The sequence below is a fragment of the Enterobacter sp. MEB024 genome (assembly GCF_030209635.1).
GTDB classification, from domain to species: domain Bacteria; phylum Pseudomonadota; class Gammaproteobacteria; order Enterobacterales; family Enterobacteriaceae; genus Enterobacter; species Enterobacter ludwigii.
The window spans coordinates 34,636-50,600 of record NZ_JARVRQ010000010.1 but is presented as its reverse complement, the minus strand read 5'-3'; the positions used below and the strand labels follow the sequence as shown (position 1 = coordinate 50,600).

The 15,965-nt window shown below is 53.8% G+C and carries 16 protein-coding genes; 8 read left to right on the top strand and 8 right to left on the bottom strand.

The features are described from left to right. Window positions 1-103: 103 nt before the first annotated feature. Window positions 104-1,228, bottom strand: a complete 1,125-nt coding sequence (gene zapE, locus QRN24_RS16430; RefSeq protein ID WP_032679064.1) for a cell division protein ZapE — start codon at window positions 1,226-1,228, stop codon at window positions 104-106. A gap of 189 nt (window positions 1,229-1,417) precedes the next feature. On the opposite strand from zapE, the gene zapG reads away from it, so the two are divergent. The 3 genes from zapG (at window position 1,418) to degS (ending at window position 4,513) form a co-directional block, all read left to right on the top strand. Further along, a complete protein-coding gene (gene zapG, locus QRN24_RS16425) occupies window positions 1,418-1,816 on the top strand; it encodes a Z-ring associated protein ZapG (RefSeq protein ID WP_014171843.1) in 399 nt (132 codons plus the stop codon). Window positions 1,817-1,985: 169 nt separating this feature from the next. Then, the gene (gene degQ, locus QRN24_RS16420; protein WP_014171844.1) at window positions 1,986-3,353 is read left to right on the top strand and encodes a serine endoprotease DegQ; all 1,368 of its coding nucleotides are present in this window, start codon (window positions 1,986-1,988) and stop codon (window positions 3,351-3,353) included. Window positions 3,354-3,445: 92 nt separating this feature from the next. Further along, window positions 3,446-4,513: an outer membrane-stress sensor serine endopeptidase DegS gene (gene degS, locus QRN24_RS16415; RefSeq protein WP_020883511.1), complete on the top strand. Its 1,068-nt coding sequence runs from the start codon at window positions 3,446-3,448 to the stop codon at window positions 4,511-4,513. 83 nt (window positions 4,514-4,596) lie between these two features. On the opposite strand, the gene mdh is transcribed toward degS, so the two are convergent. Further along, on the bottom strand, window positions 4,597-5,535 hold the full coding sequence (gene mdh, locus QRN24_RS16410; RefSeq protein ID WP_014171846.1) for a malate dehydrogenase: 939 nt from the start codon (window positions 5,533-5,535) through the stop codon (window positions 4,597-4,599). 397 nt (window positions 5,536-5,932) lie between these two features. On the opposite strand from mdh, the gene argR reads away from it, so the two are divergent. From argR to yhcN (QRN24_RS16395), 3 genes are all read left to right on the top strand, one after another. Then, window positions 5,933-6,403, top strand: coding sequence for a transcriptional regulator ArgR (argR, locus tag QRN24_RS16405; RefSeq protein WP_014171847.1), 471 nt, complete (start codon window positions 5,933-5,935; stop codon window positions 6,401-6,403). Window positions 6,404-6,780: 377 nt separating this feature from the next. Beyond that, the gene (yhcN, locus tag QRN24_RS16400) at window positions 6,781-7,044 is read left to right on the top strand and encodes a peroxide/acid stress response protein YhcN (protein WP_014171848.1); all 264 of its coding nucleotides are present in this window, start codon (window positions 6,781-6,783) and stop codon (window positions 7,042-7,044) included. A gap of 110 nt (window positions 7,045-7,154) precedes the next feature. After that, entirely contained in the window at window positions 7,155-7,421 is a 267-nt protein-coding gene (yhcN, locus tag QRN24_RS16395; RefSeq protein WP_014171849.1) for a peroxide/acid stress response protein YhcN, read from the top strand. A 67-nt stretch (window positions 7,422-7,488) separates the two neighbouring features. Here yhcN (QRN24_RS16395) and QRN24_RS16390 read toward each other — a convergent pair whose 3' ends face one another. The 5 genes from QRN24_RS16390 to aaeX form a co-directional block, all read right to left on the bottom strand. Beyond that, a complete protein-coding gene (locus QRN24_RS16390) occupies window positions 7,489-7,761 on the bottom strand; it encodes a barstar family protein (protein ID WP_014171850.1) in 273 nt (90 codons plus the stop codon). Window positions 7,762-7,806: 45 nt separating this feature from the next. Beyond that, complete coding sequence (locus tag QRN24_RS16385) at window positions 7,807-9,261, bottom strand: NAD-dependent succinate-semialdehyde dehydrogenase (protein ID WP_025202906.1); 1,455 nt, start codon at window positions 9,259-9,261, stop codon at window positions 7,807-7,809. Window positions 9,262-9,350: 89 nt separating this feature from the next. Beyond that, window positions 9,351-11,318: a p-hydroxybenzoic acid efflux pump subunit AaeB gene (gene aaeB / locus QRN24_RS16380; protein WP_014171852.1), complete on the bottom strand. Its 1,968-nt coding sequence runs from the start codon at window positions 11,316-11,318 to the stop codon at window positions 9,351-9,353. Between the two features lie 5 nt (window positions 11,319-11,323). Further along, on the bottom strand, window positions 11,324-12,256 hold the full coding sequence (gene aaeA / locus QRN24_RS16375) for a p-hydroxybenzoic acid efflux pump subunit AaeA (protein ID WP_020883509.1): 933 nt from the start codon (window positions 12,254-12,256) through the stop codon (window positions 11,324-11,326). Between the two features lie 7 nt (window positions 12,257-12,263). Beyond that, complete coding sequence (gene aaeX, locus QRN24_RS16370) at window positions 12,264-12,467, bottom strand: p-hydroxybenzoic acid efflux pump operon protein AaeX (RefSeq protein ID WP_003860416.1); 204 nt, start codon at window positions 12,465-12,467, stop codon at window positions 12,264-12,266. Window positions 12,468-12,646: 179 nt separating this feature from the next. Between aaeX and aaeR the strand changes: the two genes are divergently transcribed. Next, entirely contained in the window at window positions 12,647-13,573 is a 927-nt protein-coding gene (gene aaeR / locus QRN24_RS16365) for an HTH-type transcriptional activator AaeR (protein ID WP_014171854.1), read from the top strand. Between the two features lie 218 nt (window positions 13,574-13,791). Further along, complete coding sequence (locus tag QRN24_RS16360) at window positions 13,792-14,406, top strand: YagU family protein (protein ID WP_020883508.1); 615 nt, start codon at window positions 13,792-13,794, stop codon at window positions 14,404-14,406. 51 nt (window positions 14,407-14,457) lie between these two features. Here the strand turns inward: QRN24_RS16360 and tldD are convergent, their stop codons facing one another. Further along, a complete protein-coding gene (gene tldD, locus QRN24_RS16355; RefSeq protein ID WP_251858903.1) occupies window positions 14,458-15,903 on the bottom strand; it encodes a metalloprotease TldD in 1,446 nt (481 codons plus the stop codon). Window positions 15,904-15,965: the final 62 nt, after the last annotated feature.

The following is a 15,965-nucleotide window of genomic DNA, read 5'->3' as shown; positions in this document are numbered from 1 at the left end:
GATCGACCCTTAAATGTGATTCGAGGCGGGTTTTTCGGGGGTAAGGTTTTTGCGGTCTGCCGCCCTCACCCCCAGCCCCTCTCCCACAGGGAGAAGGTCGCATTTATGGCATATGCTGAAGCTTAAGATACTCCTCGCTTTGCATCTCCTGCAGGCGCGACAGACAGCGCTGGAACTCAAACTTCAGCCGCTCGCCTTTATACACCTCATATAAAGGTACCTCGGCGCTGACCACAAGCTTCACGTGACGCTCATAGAACTCATCGACCAGCGCAATGAAGCGGCGCGCTTCGCTTTCCATCAGCGGCGTCATGACCGGCACGTTGAGCAGCATCACGGTATGGAACAGGCGCGAGAGCGCGATGTAGTCATGCTGACTGCGGGCATCCACACAGAGCGTTGCAAAGGAGACGGCCAGGGTTTGATTTTCGACACCCAGGGTTTGCAGCGGGCGATGGTTAATCTCGAGCTCAGGGGCATGAGCCCGTTTTGCCCCCGCCAGCGCCAGCCACAGTTTATCCATCTGCTGCGTGGTCTCATCGTTTAAGGGAGAGAGCCACAGATGCGCCTGAGTTAAGGTACGCAGGCGGTAATCCACCCCGGCATCAACATTCATGATGTCGCAGTGCTGTTTGATGGCATCAATAGCGGGCAGGAAACGCGCGCGCTGCAGGCCATTGCGGTAAAGCTCATCCGGCGGGATATTCGAGGTCGCCACCAGCGTTATCCCGCGCGCGAACAGCGCTTTCATCAGGCCACCCAGCAGCATGGCGTCGGTAATATCGGAGACAAAAAACTCGTCAAAACAGAGTATGTCCGTTTCCGCCTTGAACCTGTCGGCCACAATCTCCAGCGGATCGCTTTTGCCCTGCAGTGCCGTCAGCTCTTCATGAACCCGCAGCATAAAGCGGTGGAAATGCAGACGCTGCTTACGGGTACCCGGCAGGCTCAGATAAAAGAGGTCCATCAGCCAGGTTTTCCCGCGCCCGACGCCGCCCCACATATACAAACCGCGCACCGGCGCATGAGTCTGTGGCTCTTTTTTTCCGAGCAACCGCCCCAGAGCCGCCTTTAACCCACTGCTCTGTTCACCCTCTGCAGGTTTTGCCGTGAGCTCCTGATAAATCGTATCCAGACGATTCACCGCTTCACGCTGAACGTCATCCGGCTGATGTGTACCCTCATTAAGGGCAAGTTGGTATCGCGATGCAGGGGACAGGTTTTGCATAAACGTATTGTTATTCCTTCAAATAATACTCACCAGCAGACGTGACTGATGAAAAAAAGGCCGTTCTACACTACGCGATGATACGTCAGGATTCCACTTCTGCGGAAATAGCGGTTATAGTGGCAATATCAGGCACAGGCAGGAGCCGAGCCAACACCCTACGGAACAACAAGACAACGGGAGAAGTTCATGACCTGGGAATATGCGCTAATCGGTTTAGTCGTCGGCATCGTCATTGGTGCTGTGGCCATGCGTTTCGGTAATCGCAAATTGCGTCAGCAGCAGTCACTGCAGTACGAACTGGAAAAGAACAAAGCCGAACTGGAAGAGTATCGTGAAGAGCTGGTCAGCCACTTTGCCCGTAGCGCCGAGCTGCTGGACAACATGGCGACCGACTATCGTCAGCTCTATCAACATATGGCAAAAAGCTCCAGCAGCCTGCTGCCAGAAATGACCGCGGAATCCAATCCATTCCGTAACCGTCTGGCCGACTCTGAAGCCGGTAACGATCAGGCCCCTGTTCAGATGCCACGCGACTATTCAGATGGCGCGTCTGGCCTGCTGCGCGGCGGTGCAAAACGCGATTAATCGCACAACCTGAATTTATTTTACGGGCGCTGCTATTGCGCCCGTCCTTTCTTCATGACCCCAGCTATTATTGAGTAAGCACTTCATTGTTCAGCGGTTTAAAATTCAATAACATCAACGTGTTTTAGGGCCGTTTTTCCTTTATTCCAGGTTACGAGAGTCAGCATCGATGAAGAAAAAAAACCAGCTGTTGAGCGCTATAGCGTTAAGTGTCGGGTTATCTCTCTCGGCGTCCTTCCCTGCATCTGCCGCCCTGCCTTCCCAGGTACCCGGCCAGGCGGCAATTCCAAGTCTTGCGCCAATGCTGGAAAAAGTTCTGCCTGCGGTAGTGAGCGTGCAGGTAGAAGGCACGGCATTACAAAATCAACGCGTACCTGAAGAACTGAAAAAATATTTTGGCGATGAGTCGCCCGACCAGCAGGCGCAGCCTTTTGAAGGTCTGGGTTCTGGCGTCATTATTGATGCGGCCAAAGGTTATATTCTGACCAACAATCATGTTATCAGTCAGGCCGATAAAATCAGCGTACAGCTCAACGATGGGCGTGAGTTTGAGGCCAAACTGATTGGCGGCGATGACCAGAGCGACATCGCACTGCTGCAGGTGCAAAACCCGAGCAATCTGACTCAGATTGCCATTGCGGACTCCGATAAACTGCGTGTCGGTGATTTTGCCGTCGCCGTGGGGAATCCGTTTGGTTTAGGGCAAACCGCCACCTCCGGGATAATCTCGGCGCTGGGTCGCAGCGGTCTGAATCTGGAAGGCCTGGAAAACTTTATCCAGACCGATGCCTCAATTAACCGCGGGAACTCCGGCGGGGCATTGCTCAATCTCAACGGCGAGCTGATTGGGATTAACACCGCTATCCTGGCGCCGGGCGGCGGCAGTATCGGCATCGGTTTTGCTATCCCCAGCAATATGGCCAAAACGCTGGCGCAGCAGCTCATTCAGTTCGGTGAGGTCAAACGCGGGCTGTTGGGCATCAAAGGGATGGAGATGAGCGCTGACATCGCGAAAGCGTTCAACATCAATGTGCAGCGCGGTGCGTTTGTCAGTGAAGTGCTGCCAAACTCCGGCTCGGCAAAAGCTGGCGTGAAGTCGGGCGATGTGATTGTCAGCCTGAACGATAAACCGCTGAGCAGCTTTGCGGAACTGCGCTCGCGTATTGCCACCACCGAACCGGGTGCCAAAGTGAAGTTAGGCCTGATTCGTGATGGTAAGCCGCTGGATGTCGAAGTGACGCTTGATAAGAGCACCTCATCCTCTGCCAGCGCGGAGCTTATCGCCCCGGCGCTGCAAGGGGCAACGCTGAGCGATGGACAGCTGAAAGACGGGACGAAAGGGATTAGCGTCGATACCGTCGAGAAGAGCAGCCCTGCCGCGCAGGCCGGATTGCATCAGGATGATGTGATCATCGGCGTGAACCGCAATCGCGTGCAATCCATCGCAGAACTGCGCAAGGTGCTGGAAAGCAAACCGGCGGTCATTGCTCTGCAGGTTATGCGCGGCAACGAGTCTATCTATATTCTGTTGCGCTAAGCATTTGCGATTCCGGACATCACCGCTGCGTGTGATGTCCGGATAACTCATGTTATGCTGCAAATCGTTCCTTTATTAACGACACGCGCATCATGCTTTTAAAGCTCTTTCGTTCAATTGTCATCGGTTTGATTGTTGCCGGCCTGCTGCTGGTCGTCATGCCGTCTTTACGCCAGTTCAATAAGCTGTCGGCGCCTCAGTTCGACAGTGCGGATGAAACGCCTGCGACCTACAACCAGGCCGTTCGCCGTGCCGCGCCTGCCGTGGTTAACGTTTATAACCGTGGCCTCAATAGCTCAGCCCATAACCAGCTGGAGATCCGCACTCTCGGCTCTGGGGTAATTATGGACGAGCGCGGCTACATCATTACCAACAAACACGTGATTAACGATGCCGACCAGATCATCGTTGCCCTGCAGGATGGCCGCGTGTTTGAGGCCCTGCTGGTGGGCTCGGATAGCCTGACCGACCTGGCTGTTTTGAAGATCAACGCCACGGGCGGTTTACCGGTTATTCCTATCAACCGTAAACGAACCCCTCATATTGGCGACGTCGTGCTGGCTATTGGTAACCCTTATAACCTGGGTCAGACGATCACCCAGGGGATTATCAGCGCCACCGGTCGCATTGGCCTCAACCCGTCGGGACGGCAGAACTTCCTGCAAACCGATGCGTCCATCAACCACGGTAACTCCGGCGGTGCGCTGGTCAACTCGCTGGGCGAACTGATGGGTATCAATACCCTCTCGTTCGATAAGAGCAATGACGGTGAGACGCCGGAAGGGATTGGGTTCGCCATTCCATTCCAGCTGGCGACCAAGATCATGGATAAGCTGATCCGCGATGGCCGTGTGATCCGCGGTTATATTGGTATTGGCGGTCGTGAAATTGCGCCTATGCATTCGCAGGGCGGTGGTATCGATCAGATTCAGGGCATCGTGGTCAACGAAGTGTCGCCTGGCGGCCCGGCGGCTAACGCGGGAATTCAGGTTAATGATGTCATCGTGTCGGTCAACGGCACACCAGCGGTATCGGCGCTGGAGACCATGGATCAGGTTGCGGAGATCCGTCCTGGCTCTATCATCCCGGTTGAAGTCATGCGTAACGATAAGAAGCTGACGCTGCAGGTGACGATTCAGGAATACCCGGCCACCAACTGACAGGCATAAAAAAACGGAGCGCATTGCTCCGTTTTTTTTGCCGGGCGGCATGACGGCTTACCCGGCCTGTGGGGACATCCGTTTTACTTGTTAACGAACTCTTCGCCCAGAGTGATATCTTTCTTCAGCGTATCCAGCATGCCTTCCATCGCGTTCTGTTCAAACGCGCTCAGCTTGCCAATCGGCTGATGTTCTTCGATACCGTTTTTACCCAGCAGCAGCGGCTGAGAGAAGAAACGAGCGTGTTCGCCATCGCCTTCAACATACGCGCATTCAACAACGCCTTTCTCGCCCTGCAGTGCACGAACCAGTGACAGACCGAAACGTGCCGCCGCCTGGCCCATAGACAGGGTTGCAGAACCGCCACCCGCCTTCGCTTCCACCACTTCGGTGCCCGCGTTCTGGATACGTTTGGTCAGATCAGCCACTTCCTGCTCGGTGAAGCTAACACCAGGGATCTGCGACAGCAGAGGCAGAATGGTGACACCAGAGTGACCGCCGATAACCGGCACTTCAACTTCTGAAGGCTGTTTGCCTTTCAGTTCAGCCACAAAGGTGTTGGAACGGATGATGTCCAGCGTGGTCACGCCGAACAGTTTGTTCTTATCGTAAACACCGGCTTTTTTCAGCACTTCTGCCGCGATAGCAACCGTGGTGTTCACCGGGTTGGTGATGATACCAATGCACGCTTTCGGGCAGGTTTCAGCAATCTGCTGCACCAGGTTTTTCACAATACCCGCATTGACGTTGAACAGGTCTGAACGATCCATGCCTGGCTTACGCGCCACACCAGCGGAGATCAGCACCACGTCCGCGCCCTGCAGGGCAGGACGAGCATCTTCACCGGAGAAGCCTTTGATTTTCACAGCTGTCGGGATGTGGCTCAGGTCAACCGCCACACCTGGGGTTACCGGAGCAATATCGTACAGGGAGAGTTCTGAGCCTGAAGGCAGTTGGGTTTTCAGTAGTAGGGCAAGCGCCTGGCCGATACCACCAGCAGCGCCGAGGACTGCGACTTTCATCCTAAACTCCTTATTATGGTTAACTTAAGTATCTGTAACTCCGTTGCGGCGACCATAATTCAGCAGGTAATTAATTACAATTTTCGTCACTAAATAATTTGAGGTCGCGCGACTTTATCTCTCACCAGAAGGCTATCTGACGACAGACGACAACGAATTAAGAGGGGGTTACAATACACCCTGCCACGCCACCAAAACAACATCATTTTGATAACATTTAATTTACTTTTAAGCTTATTTGCTTGCCGTGACCCAGGCATGTTTTCTGATAACGAAATCTGATAAAATCACTCCCTTTCATAACATTATTTCAGCCTAACCGCTGGCAGATAATTTGCATAAAAATTCATCCACATGCATAATAATGTTGTTTCTTTCGTCATATTCCGGGTGACTTATGCGAAGCTCGTCTAAGCAAGAAGATTTAGTGAAGGCGTTTAAAGCGCTACTCAAAGAAGAGATATTCAGTTCTCAGGGAGAAATTGTTCAGGCTTTACAGGAACAAGGCTTCGATAACATCAACCAGTCGAAAGTCTCCCGCATGTTAACCAAATTTGGTGCGGTACGTACGCGTAACGCCAAAATGGAGATGGTCTACTGCCTGCCTGCAGAACTTGGCGTGCCAACCACCTCCAGCCCGTTGAAGAATCTGGTTCTCGATATCGATTACAACGATGCCGTTGTTGTGATCCATACCAGCCCGGGCGCTGCACAGTTGATTGCACGTATGCTGGACTCGCTGGGTAAGCCCAAAGGCATCCTTGGGACGATTGCGGGTGACGATACCATCTTCACTACCCCCGCCAATGGCTTCTCAGTGAAAGATCTCTACGAAGCGATTCTGGACCTGTTCGAGCAGGAACTCTGATTACCCTCCCCGTGGCGTCCTGCTGCGGGGATCATTCTGCTTCTGCCGCGTTTACCCCTGTTTTATCCCGCCCTTTACTTTAACAAATAGTGCTTTTTACCGCCCATTAACATTCATTTGGTGAATGATAAATCAAAAAATCGCACAAAAAATCAAAAGCTGATATCCATATGATTTTCTTAGATATACAGCCACATCCTGAACAATAAACGTACAATTTTATGCCATTAGGTTATAAAAAACAGGTTAGTTAATACGTAATAACAACAGAAACAATTAGTCTGGTATTAATTTTTACCGTTATTAGTGTATACTTGATTTTGTGATGAGGGTCACGAAACAAAGACCCCACTAAAAATTCGACGAGGTAAAGAATCATGAAAATCAAAACTACTGTAGCGGCGCTCAGCGTCCTGTCTGTCCTGTCATTCGGTGCTTTCGCCGCTGACGCTATCAATGCCGAGCAGGCACAATCCCGCCAGGCAATCGGTACGGTTTCTGTCGGCGCAATCGGCACGTCTCCAATGGACATGCATGAGATGCTGAACAAAAAAGCGGAAGAACAAGGTGCGTCATCTTATCGCATCATTGAAGCGCGTTCAGGTGACCACTGGCACGCCACCGCTGAGCTGTACAAATAAGTTTTAGTAATAACTGAAGACCAAAATCTCTACTCAACGGCACCAGGCATAAAAATAGCAGTTCAACCCTTCTCGCCGTTGAGCAAAAACCCTATTCAGGAGCAAAAACTATGAAAACCAAATTCATCATCGCAACCCTCGGTCTGGCATCCGTTCTCTCTTTCGGCGCAAGTGCCGCCGTACAGCAAGTGAACGCTGACCAGGCGCAGAATCTGCAGTCTATGGGGAGTGTGTCTGTGACGTCCGTTACCGGCTCTCCAATGGATATCCGTCAGGCACTGGCCGCTAAAGCTGAAAAAGCAGGCGCCAGCAGCTATCGCGTCACCGAGCTGAACCAGGGTGACCACTGGCATGCAACGGCTCAACTGTATAAATAAACCCTCGTCGTATCTCATCATACGACTTGCCCCTGGCCTTCTGGTCAGGGGCTTTTTTATGGCTTGATCAATGGCGCGCGTTGAAACGTAGCTGCCCTTCCAGCTCTTCTTCCGCTTCATCAAACAGCAAAATGAGTGCGCCAAACCGTCTGCGCAACTTTTCAGGCAGATGGATAAACTCAATTTCCAGCGGTAACGGCAGCAGGCTGCCGGTCACCACGTCCCACAGCGTGTCCAGATTGGTGACGCTTTCCCGTTCAAGATCAAACACCCGGATAAATTCACGATAGAAGTCATCCTGACTGTCGATCTCGTCAAAATCAAAGGTATAGGTTTTCATTGCCAGTCACCCAGTCCAGGCGAGCGGCCTGCGCCGCCCTGATTATTATAATCCCCCAATATGCAGGGTTTTGACTTCCAGATACTCTTCCAGCCCGAGCACGGACCCTTCACGCCCAAGGCCAGACTCTTTTACCCCACCAAACGGCCCCAGCTCTGTGGAGACGGCACATTCGTTAATTCCTATCATCCCGCTTTCGATGGCCTGCGACACGCGGAAGACACGTGCCAGATTTTGGGTATAGAAGTAAGCCGCCAGGCCATATGGCGTGTTGTTGGCACGCTGGATAACCTCATCTTCCGAGGTAAAACGGAAGCAGGCCGCAACCGGGCCAAACGTCTCTTCTTCAGCCAGTTTCATGCCTTCATGGCAATCGCCCAGGACAGTTGGCATCCAGAAATTGCCGCCAAGCGAATGGGGTTTACCGCCCGCCAGAACGGTCGCACCCCGGGCCACGGCATCTTCAACGTGTTCACGTACCTTATCGACGGCGGAGGATTCGATCAGCGGCCCCACGATGACGCCCTCTTCGAGACCATTCCCGACCTTCAGGGCCTTCACCGCATCGGCAAGCTTATTCACAAATTTGTCGTAGACGGTTTCCTGAATATAGAAACGGTTAACGCTGACGCAGACCTGGCCGGCATTGCGGAATTTATTGGCGATAGCCCCTTTAACGGCAGCCTCAATATCCGCATCTTCAAAGACGATATACGGCGCATTGCCTCCCAGCTCCATCGACACTTTCTTCATGGTTTCTGCGGCGTTACGCACCAGCGTTTTGCCGACAGAAGTCGAGCCGGTAAAGGAGATTTTCCGCACCTCATGGCTCGCCATAATCGCGTCACTGATTTCATGCGTATTCCCGGCTACGGCGTTGAGTACCCCATCCGGTACACCGGCCTGTTTTGCCAGCGTAAGCAGCGCGAAGGCGCTGAGAGGTGTGTTATTTGCCGGTTTGATTACCCCGGTACACCCTGCCGCCAGCGCCGGACCTAATTTACGGGTGAGCATGGCCATCGGGAAGTTCCACGGCGTAATCGCCGCGACCACGCCGATGGGCTCGCGGGTCGCCAGGATGCGGGAACCCGGTTTGATCGGTGGAATAATTTCGCCGTTCGCGCGCTTGGCCTCTTCGGCGAACCACTGGATAAAACTCGCGGCGTATTCCACCTCGCCTTCCGCTTCTTTCAGGGGCTTGCCCTGTTCGGTGGTCATTAAACGCCCGAGCCAGCTTTTGTTCTCAATGATCAGTTCGTACCAGCGGTAGAGAATTGCCGAACGCGCTTTCGCGGTTTTGGCGCGCCATGCCGGGAAGGCTTTGGCCGCCGCGGCAATGGCGTCTTCGGTTTCTGCTTTGCCGGCTTTGGCTACTCTGGCGATGACCTCACCGGTAGCCGGGTTCAGCACATCAAACGTCGTGTCCAGCGTTTTCCATATGCCGTTGACCAGATAACCGGTCTGAAAAAGGTGATTGTCCTGAAGCGCCTGGGTTGTCATGTGTCCTCCCTTCCTGAATGTAAGAGCATGCTGGAATAAGTATAGCCACAAAAAAACCGACGCTTTTGGCGTCGGCTTTTTTACTTCAGTCAGTTATCCGTAAGGGCGTTCTGATAGCGATGCAGCATAAACACCAGCCGTCCTACCGGCTCTGTCACCTGAGGTGGAGCTTCCCAGACTTTCAGCTTCTCCTGGTAGATATCCAACTCTTCAAGCAATTGCTTAAAGTAACGACGTCGTTTGTCATCGCTGGAGGCGGAAAGCACGTGGTCGGCCGTCCGACGCAGCTGGCGGTGGAAAGCCGACAGATCGTCATTGATGGGCACGGGGGCATTACGCAAACGCTGGTGCGCGATAATCATGGTCAAGGCCAGACGGAACTTGGCGATGTCACCCGGGAACTTGTTCAGCAGTAAAAACAGCTGCTGATAGAGCGCCGGCAGGTGGTTCTCTTTGCGACGCGCGGTATTGGTGGTCATGGACGACACGGCAGCCGAGACAAACTGATTCAACAGCACGCGGCCCGTCCGTGCCTGAGAGTTATCCCGTACCAGCAGAATGACCATCATCGCCAGGAAACAACCCACCAGCTGACCTAAGGCGCTGTCTAAGAACTGGCTAAAATGGAAGGTCATCGGGTTATCCAGCACAATGATGTTAATCGTACTGGCCAGGGCACCCAATGAACCCAGCCGGCGCTTTTGCACTTCGATTCCGATAAAGAATGCCATCACCGCGAGGCTAATACAGAGCAGTAACATGCTCTGCTGGGTTGAGGGAATGATCACCAGAAAATAGAACGCGCCAATCGGCAGTGCAGCAATTGTGCCGAACAGGAAATCAATGGCCACCATGCGCGGATTCGGAAGACGCATCGCCAACGCGGTAACGACGGCGATCATCACCATCGCGCCGCTGCCGGAGGTCCAGCCGGTCCACAGCCAGAACAGCGTGCCGAGCATACAGGCAAGCGTTGTACGCCAGAAGTTAACCATTGCGTGATGGCGTTCGGCGGATTCTGCCTTGATCACCACTTCACCCTGCAGCACCTCTTCTTCTACCGCGCTGATTTTGGTGTTACTGATCACACCGCGTTTCAGCAACAGGTAGCGCGTCGCGGCCCCGACCCAGGTATAGATCGTCACTGGCGTATCACGATCCCCGGTCCAGGCAATGACCCGGCGCATGCGTTTAAGCTGTTTGTGTACGTCCTGAACGGTTTCCACCGGCTCCGCAAACAGCTCGCGGAAGGTATCGGTTACCGCGTCCGGGCGGGTGTTTTGGATCAGATAGGTTTCACACGCCTGGGTAATCAGCGTTAAGGAGACGGTGTTGATGGCTTTAAGGCGTCGGTTGGCACGGGCCCAGCGCGAAGACTCCATGTTCAGATTGCTGCGCATTCCTTCCAGCGCCGTGGTGCGGCGCACCAGAGCGCTCCAGGCTTTATCCACCTCTTCGCTGTCACCATGCTTAATACAGAGCTGCATCAACTGATACTGGGCAACAATCAGCGCATCCAGTTCACGATCCACTTCCTGCTTAATGGAGCGAGGAGAGAAAAGCAGGTCAGCGACAATCGCACTGACAATACCGATGACAATCTCACTGCAGCGTTCCACGGCAAACTGTGGGGCAAGCAGCGGTTCGCTTTGAATGGTGATGATAATAATCAGCGCGGTATAACCGGCCAGCCCCCAGGCGTAGGAGTTCTCCACTTTCACCAGTGACGAGAGCCAGGTGCAGAAGCCCGCCCAGATACAGCACACCATCAGCATCAGCAGCGGCGTGCGGATCATCAATATGATGATGGTCAGTGCGGCGAAACAGCCAATAAATGTCCCGATGATGCGCAGCATCCCACGGTAGCGGATCGCTCCGGAGTAAGGTTCCCCGCCCGCAGCAAAGGCAGGCCCTGCCGCGACAATTGCCGCCGTCAGTACGGCCCAGCGGGGGGTTTCCAGCTGAAAGTGGAAGCCGACAAACAGCGCCAGCACAATGGCACACGCCAGCTTAACGGCGAAGCGAATGTGTTGGCTGGCGATGGAAAAGATACCCATAACGATTAACCAAACTCGCGCAGGCGATGGGCAATTTTACGGAAGATGGAGTCCTGGCTGGCGTCACGGTCTTTTTCACCGGTGATCACCACCGTCGCTGTGGTCCCGGCAGGCCACAGATTGCCCTGCTGTTCATCCAGATGGATACGCACCGGCACACGCTGGGCCAGACGTACCCATTCCAGGTTGGAATCCACCGTCGCCATCCCTTTAGTATCGTTAGAGCTGCTGGAGTTAGTGACCCCCGCTGCTACGCTGTCGACGGTGCCTTTCAGCACTCGGTTGCTGCCAAGCGGCGTAATTTCAGCCCGGAACCCCGGACGCACGCCTTCCAGTTTGGTTTCTTCCATATAGGCGAGCACGTAGAAGGAGTTCTGTTTAACCAGCGCCACGGCGGTTGAGCCGCGGGTGATAAACTCCCCGGCATAAACATTCAGGTTGGTGATCCAGCCATCGGCTGGTGCGCGGATCACGGTGCGCTCAAGATCGAGCCGGGCAAGATCGCGCGTCGCTTGCGCTTTGGCCAGCTGATGCAGCACGGTTTGCAGGACGTTATTGGACTGGTCAATCTCTTCGCGGGACATCGCCTGAACACCCAGTTGGTTACGGCGACCTGCCTCACGGCGTTTCTCGGAAGCCAGCGCCTGATAATAGGCCACATCCGCTTCGGCTTCTTCTAACGCTTTCTGATAACGAGGCTGGTCGATGGTGAACAGTACCTGATCTTTTTTCACCAGCTGGTTATCGTGGACATTGACCGCAGTGATGAGACCCGCCACGTCGGGGGCGATTGCCACGACATCGGCGCTAAAGCGTGCATCACGCGTCCACGGTGATTCAGTGTAATAGACCCAGGCGCGGAAAATAGCGATGAACGCGAGGATAACGAGCGCCATGGTGATGGCAGTGCGGGAGATTTTTCTTGTTAGCGTTTTCACATCAACCTCAGACAAACATGCGCGATATCAGGTAAAACAGGCAGCAATACAGCGCGGTATTGAACAATGCAGGATGCCAGACAAAATCGTAGATCCCGGTGGGGACCAGCACCTTGCGCACCAGCCAGAAAATCGCCAGTGATAAAAGAAGCTCGAAAAATATCGGTGGGAACGACAAACCGAACACCACGATAACGGGAAACAGACTCATGTTGACCTTGATTAGAGAGAGTGCAGGCTTCAGACTTTTTTAGCGCACGCCACCGCAGGAGAGCAAGAAACGCCGGGCGAGAATGGCGCAGCCGTTATGTAATTAATAATATATTAACGTAACTGTTATGCTGTTATCTATAATATGTGATCTAAATCACTTTTAAGTCAGAGTTAACAATGGAACGTCTAAAACGGATGTCGGTCTTTGCCAAAGTGGTTGAACTTGGCTCTTTTACCGCCGCTGCACGTCAGCTTCAGATGAGCGTCTCTTCCATCAGCCAGACCGTGTCCAAACTGGAAGATGAGCTGCAGGTCAAGCTACTCAACCGCAGCACCCGCAGCATTGGTCTGACGGAAGCGGGTAAGATTTACTATCAGGGTTGTCGCCGCATGCTGCTCGAAGTGCAGGATGTGCACGAACAACTTTACGCCTTCAACAACACGCCTATCGGTACGCTGCGCATCGGTTGTTCTTCAACTATGGCACAAAATGTTCTCGCCGCCATGACCGCTGACATGCTGAAAGAGTACCCGGGATTAACCGTCAATCTGGTCACGGGCATTCCCGCCCCGGACCTGATTGCCGACGGGCTGGACGTGGTGATCCGCGTGGGGGCATTGCAGGACTCCAGCCTCTTCTCCCGGCGGCTGGGCAGTATGCCAATGGTGGTCTGCGCCTCGAAAAGCTATCTGGCTCAGTACGGGGTACCGGAGAAACCCGCTGATCTCACCAACCACTCCTGGCTGGAGTACAGCGTTCGCCCCGACAATGAATTTGAGCTGATTGCCCCGGAAGGGATTTCCACCAGACTGCTGCCGGAAGGACGGTTCGTCACCAACGATCCGATGACCATCTCGCGCTGGCTGGTGGCCGGCGCCGGGATCGCGTATGTGCCGTTAATGTGGGTAATCAACGAGATCAACAGCGGTGTACTGGAGATCCTCTTCCCGCGCTATCAGTCCGATCCGCGTCCGGTGTACGCGTTGTACACCGAGAAAGACAAACTGCCGCTCAAGGTTCAGGTGTGCATAAACTATCTGACCGAGTATTTTGTGGACGTGGCGGAGCTGTTTCAGGGAATGCGCGAAAGACGAAAGGAATAACCTTTAATTTCCCAAAAGTATATTTGCAATGAATATTCCAGGATGATACAGACCGTCATTCAGGAATATTCCTTCACCCCTGTCAGGAATAGCGAATTGACACTGCCGCCATCTGCGCCTTACCTTATAAACAGTCTGACAGTCAGGCTGTTATTAATTTGTTACTGATATGAATAATAAAATGTATTTCTCAGGATGACCTTAAACAAGGAAAAGAAATGAATATATTTGAACAAACACCGCCTTCACGCAGGCGCTATGGACTCGCCGCGTTCATTGGTTTGATTGCAGGGATTGTCTCCGCCTTCGTAAAATGGGGAGCAGAGGTGCCGCTTCCGCCACGAAGCCCTACCGATTTATTCACCAGCGCATGCGGACCGGAACAATTAATAAGAGCCGCAGGTCAGATTGATTGTTCCCGCAATTTTTTAAATCCTCCTTATGTATTTTTACGCGACTGGCTGGGCATTGCTGACCCTAACGCCGCGGTTTATACCTTTGCCGGCCATATATTTAACGCGGTCGGCGTAACACATATTATTTTCTCTATCGTCTTTGCTGTAGGGTATTGTGTAGTTGCTGAAGTCTTCCCGAAAATTAAACTCTGGCAAGGTTTACTGGCGGGTGCGTTAGCGCAGCTTTTTGTTCACATGATCTCCTTCCCGCTGATGGGGCTGACACCCCCGCTGTTCGAACTGCCCTGGTACGAACACGTCTCAGAGATCGTGGGGCATTTGATCTGGTTCTGGTCGATTGAAATCATTCGTCGTGACCTTCGCAACCGCATCACGCACGAGCCCGACCCGGAGATCCCGCTGGGTAACGCACGTTAAAAAAAATGGCGCGACTTTTACAGTCGCGCCATTTTTTAAGATTGGTTCAGGTCAGGCGGTGCCGCCCACCGTCAGGTTATCCACTTTCAGCGTTGGCTGACCGACGCCAACCGGCAGGCTCTGGCCCTCTTTACCGCAAACACCAACGCCGTTATCCAGTTTCAGATCGTTACCGACCATGGAGATCTGCTGCATGGCTTCAATACCGGAGCCAATCAGGGTCGCCCCCTTCACCGCTTTGGTCACTTTGCCTTTCTCAATCAGATACGCTTCTGAAGTGGAGAAGACGAACTTACCGGAGGTGATATCTACCTGACCGCCACCAAAGTTTGGCGCGAAGATGCCGTAATCAACGGACTCGATGATCTCCTGCGGTGTGGATTTACCCGGCAACATGTAGGTGTTCGTCATACGCGGCATCGGCAGATGCGCGTAGGATTCACGACGGCCGTTGCCCGTTGGCGCAACGCCCATCAGACGCGCGTTGAGTTTGTCCTGCATGTAGCCTTTCAGGACGCCATTTTCAATCAGCACGTTGTACTGCCCGGGCGTACCTTCATCGTCGATTGAAATCGAGCCACGGCGATCCTGCATCGTGCCGTCATCAACCACGGTACAGAGTTCAGATGAGACGCGTTGTCCCATCTGGCCGCTGAATACGGAGGTGCCGCGACGGTTAAAATCGCCTTCCAGGCCGTGGCCCACCGCTTCGTGCAGCAGCACGCCAGGCCAGCCTGCGCCGAGTACCACCGGCAATGTACCGGCGGGTGCCGCCACGGCAGACAGGTTCACCAGCGCCATGCGCACGGCTTCTTTTGCCCACGCGTCAGCGCGTGCTTCACCGTCAACATCGCCCAGGAACCAGTCATAACCAAAACGACCGCCGCCACCGCTTGAACCGCGCTCACGTTTACCGTCGTCTTCAACCTGCACGCTGACAGAAAGACGTACCAGCGGACGCACATCCGCTGCCAGCGTGCCGTCTGTCGCCGCGACCAGGATCAGTTCATAGACACCGCTCAGGCTGGCAGAGACTTCCTGCACGCGTTTATCCGCAGCGCGTGCGACTTTATCCACGCGACGCAGGATATCCAGTTTCTCTTCACGGCTCATGCTCTGCAGGGGATCGATACTGGTATATAGCGCAGAGTGCTGCACTTCGCCCAGCGTCTTCACGCGACCGTCACCGGTTTCGCGCACGATAGTCCGCGCGGCCAGCGCGCTCTGCTCCAGTGCGGCCAGGCTAATCTGGTCGGCATAAGCAAAACCGGTTTTCTCGCCGCTGACGGCACGTACACCGACACCCTGGTCAATGTTATAAGAGCCATCTTTAATGATGCTGTCTTCTAAAACCCAGGATTCGTGATAGCTCGACTGGAAATAGAGATCGCCGTAGTCGAGACGGCGTTCGGTCAGTTGACCAAGAATGGAGAACAGGTCCTGATGGCTCAGGCCGTTCACTGCGAGCAAATGTTCACTTACCAGGTTCAGACTCATCGTATTGCTACTCGTTCGTTGCCGCCCGTGGCGGTATATAAATCGTATTTATTGAGAGTGAG

Bases quoted from the DNA above. Each gene is read 5' to 3' on its own strand.
- argR (WP_014171847.1), top strand. From the start codon at position 5,933: ATGCGAAGCTCGTCTAAGCAAGAAGATTTAGTGAAGGCGTTTAAAGCG.
- degQ (WP_014171844.1), top strand. From the start codon at position 1,986: ATGAAGAAAAAAAACCAGCTGTTGAGCGCTATAGCGTTAAGTGTCGGG.
- aaeR (WP_014171854.1), top strand. From the start codon at position 12,647: ATGGAACGTCTAAAACGGATGTCGGTCTTTGCCAAAGTGGTTGAACTT.
- QRN24_RS16390 (WP_014171850.1), bottom strand. From the start codon at position 7,761: ATGAAAACCTATACCTTTGATTTTGACGAGATCGACAGTCAGGATGAC.
- yhcN (WP_014171848.1), top strand. From the start codon at position 6,781: ATGAAAATCAAAACTACTGTAGCGGCGCTCAGCGTCCTGTCTGTCCTG.
- mdh (WP_014171846.1), bottom strand. From the start codon at position 5,535: ATGAAAGTCGCAGTCCTCGGCGCTGCTGGTGGTATCGGCCAGGCGCTT.
- aaeB (WP_014171852.1), bottom strand. From the start codon at position 11,318: ATGGGTATCTTTTCCATCGCCAGCCAACACATTCGCTTCGCCGTTAAG.
- zapE (WP_032679064.1), bottom strand. From the start codon at position 1,228: ATGCAAAACCTGTCCCCTGCATCGCGATACCAACTTGCCCTTAATGAG.
- zapG (WP_014171843.1), top strand. From the start codon at position 1,418: ATGACCTGGGAATATGCGCTAATCGGTTTAGTCGTCGGCATCGTCATT.
- QRN24_RS16360 (WP_020883508.1), top strand. From the start codon at position 13,792: ATGAATATATTTGAACAAACACCGCCTTCACGCAGGCGCTATGGACTC.
- QRN24_RS16385 (WP_025202906.1), bottom strand. From the start codon at position 9,261: ATGACAACCCAGGCGCTTCAGGACAATCACCTTTTTCAGACCGGTTAT.
- degS (WP_020883511.1), top strand. From the start codon at position 3,446: ATGCTTTTAAAGCTCTTTCGTTCAATTGTCATCGGTTTGATTGTTGCC.
- tldD (WP_251858903.1), bottom strand. From the start codon at position 15,903: ATGAGTCTGAACCTGGTAAGTGAACATTTGCTCGCAGTGAACGGCCTG.
- yhcN (WP_014171849.1), top strand. From the start codon at position 7,155: ATGAAAACCAAATTCATCATCGCAACCCTCGGTCTGGCATCCGTTCTC.
- aaeX (WP_003860416.1), bottom strand. From the start codon at position 12,467: ATGAGTCTGTTTCCCGTTATCGTGGTGTTCGGTTTGTCGTTCCCACCG.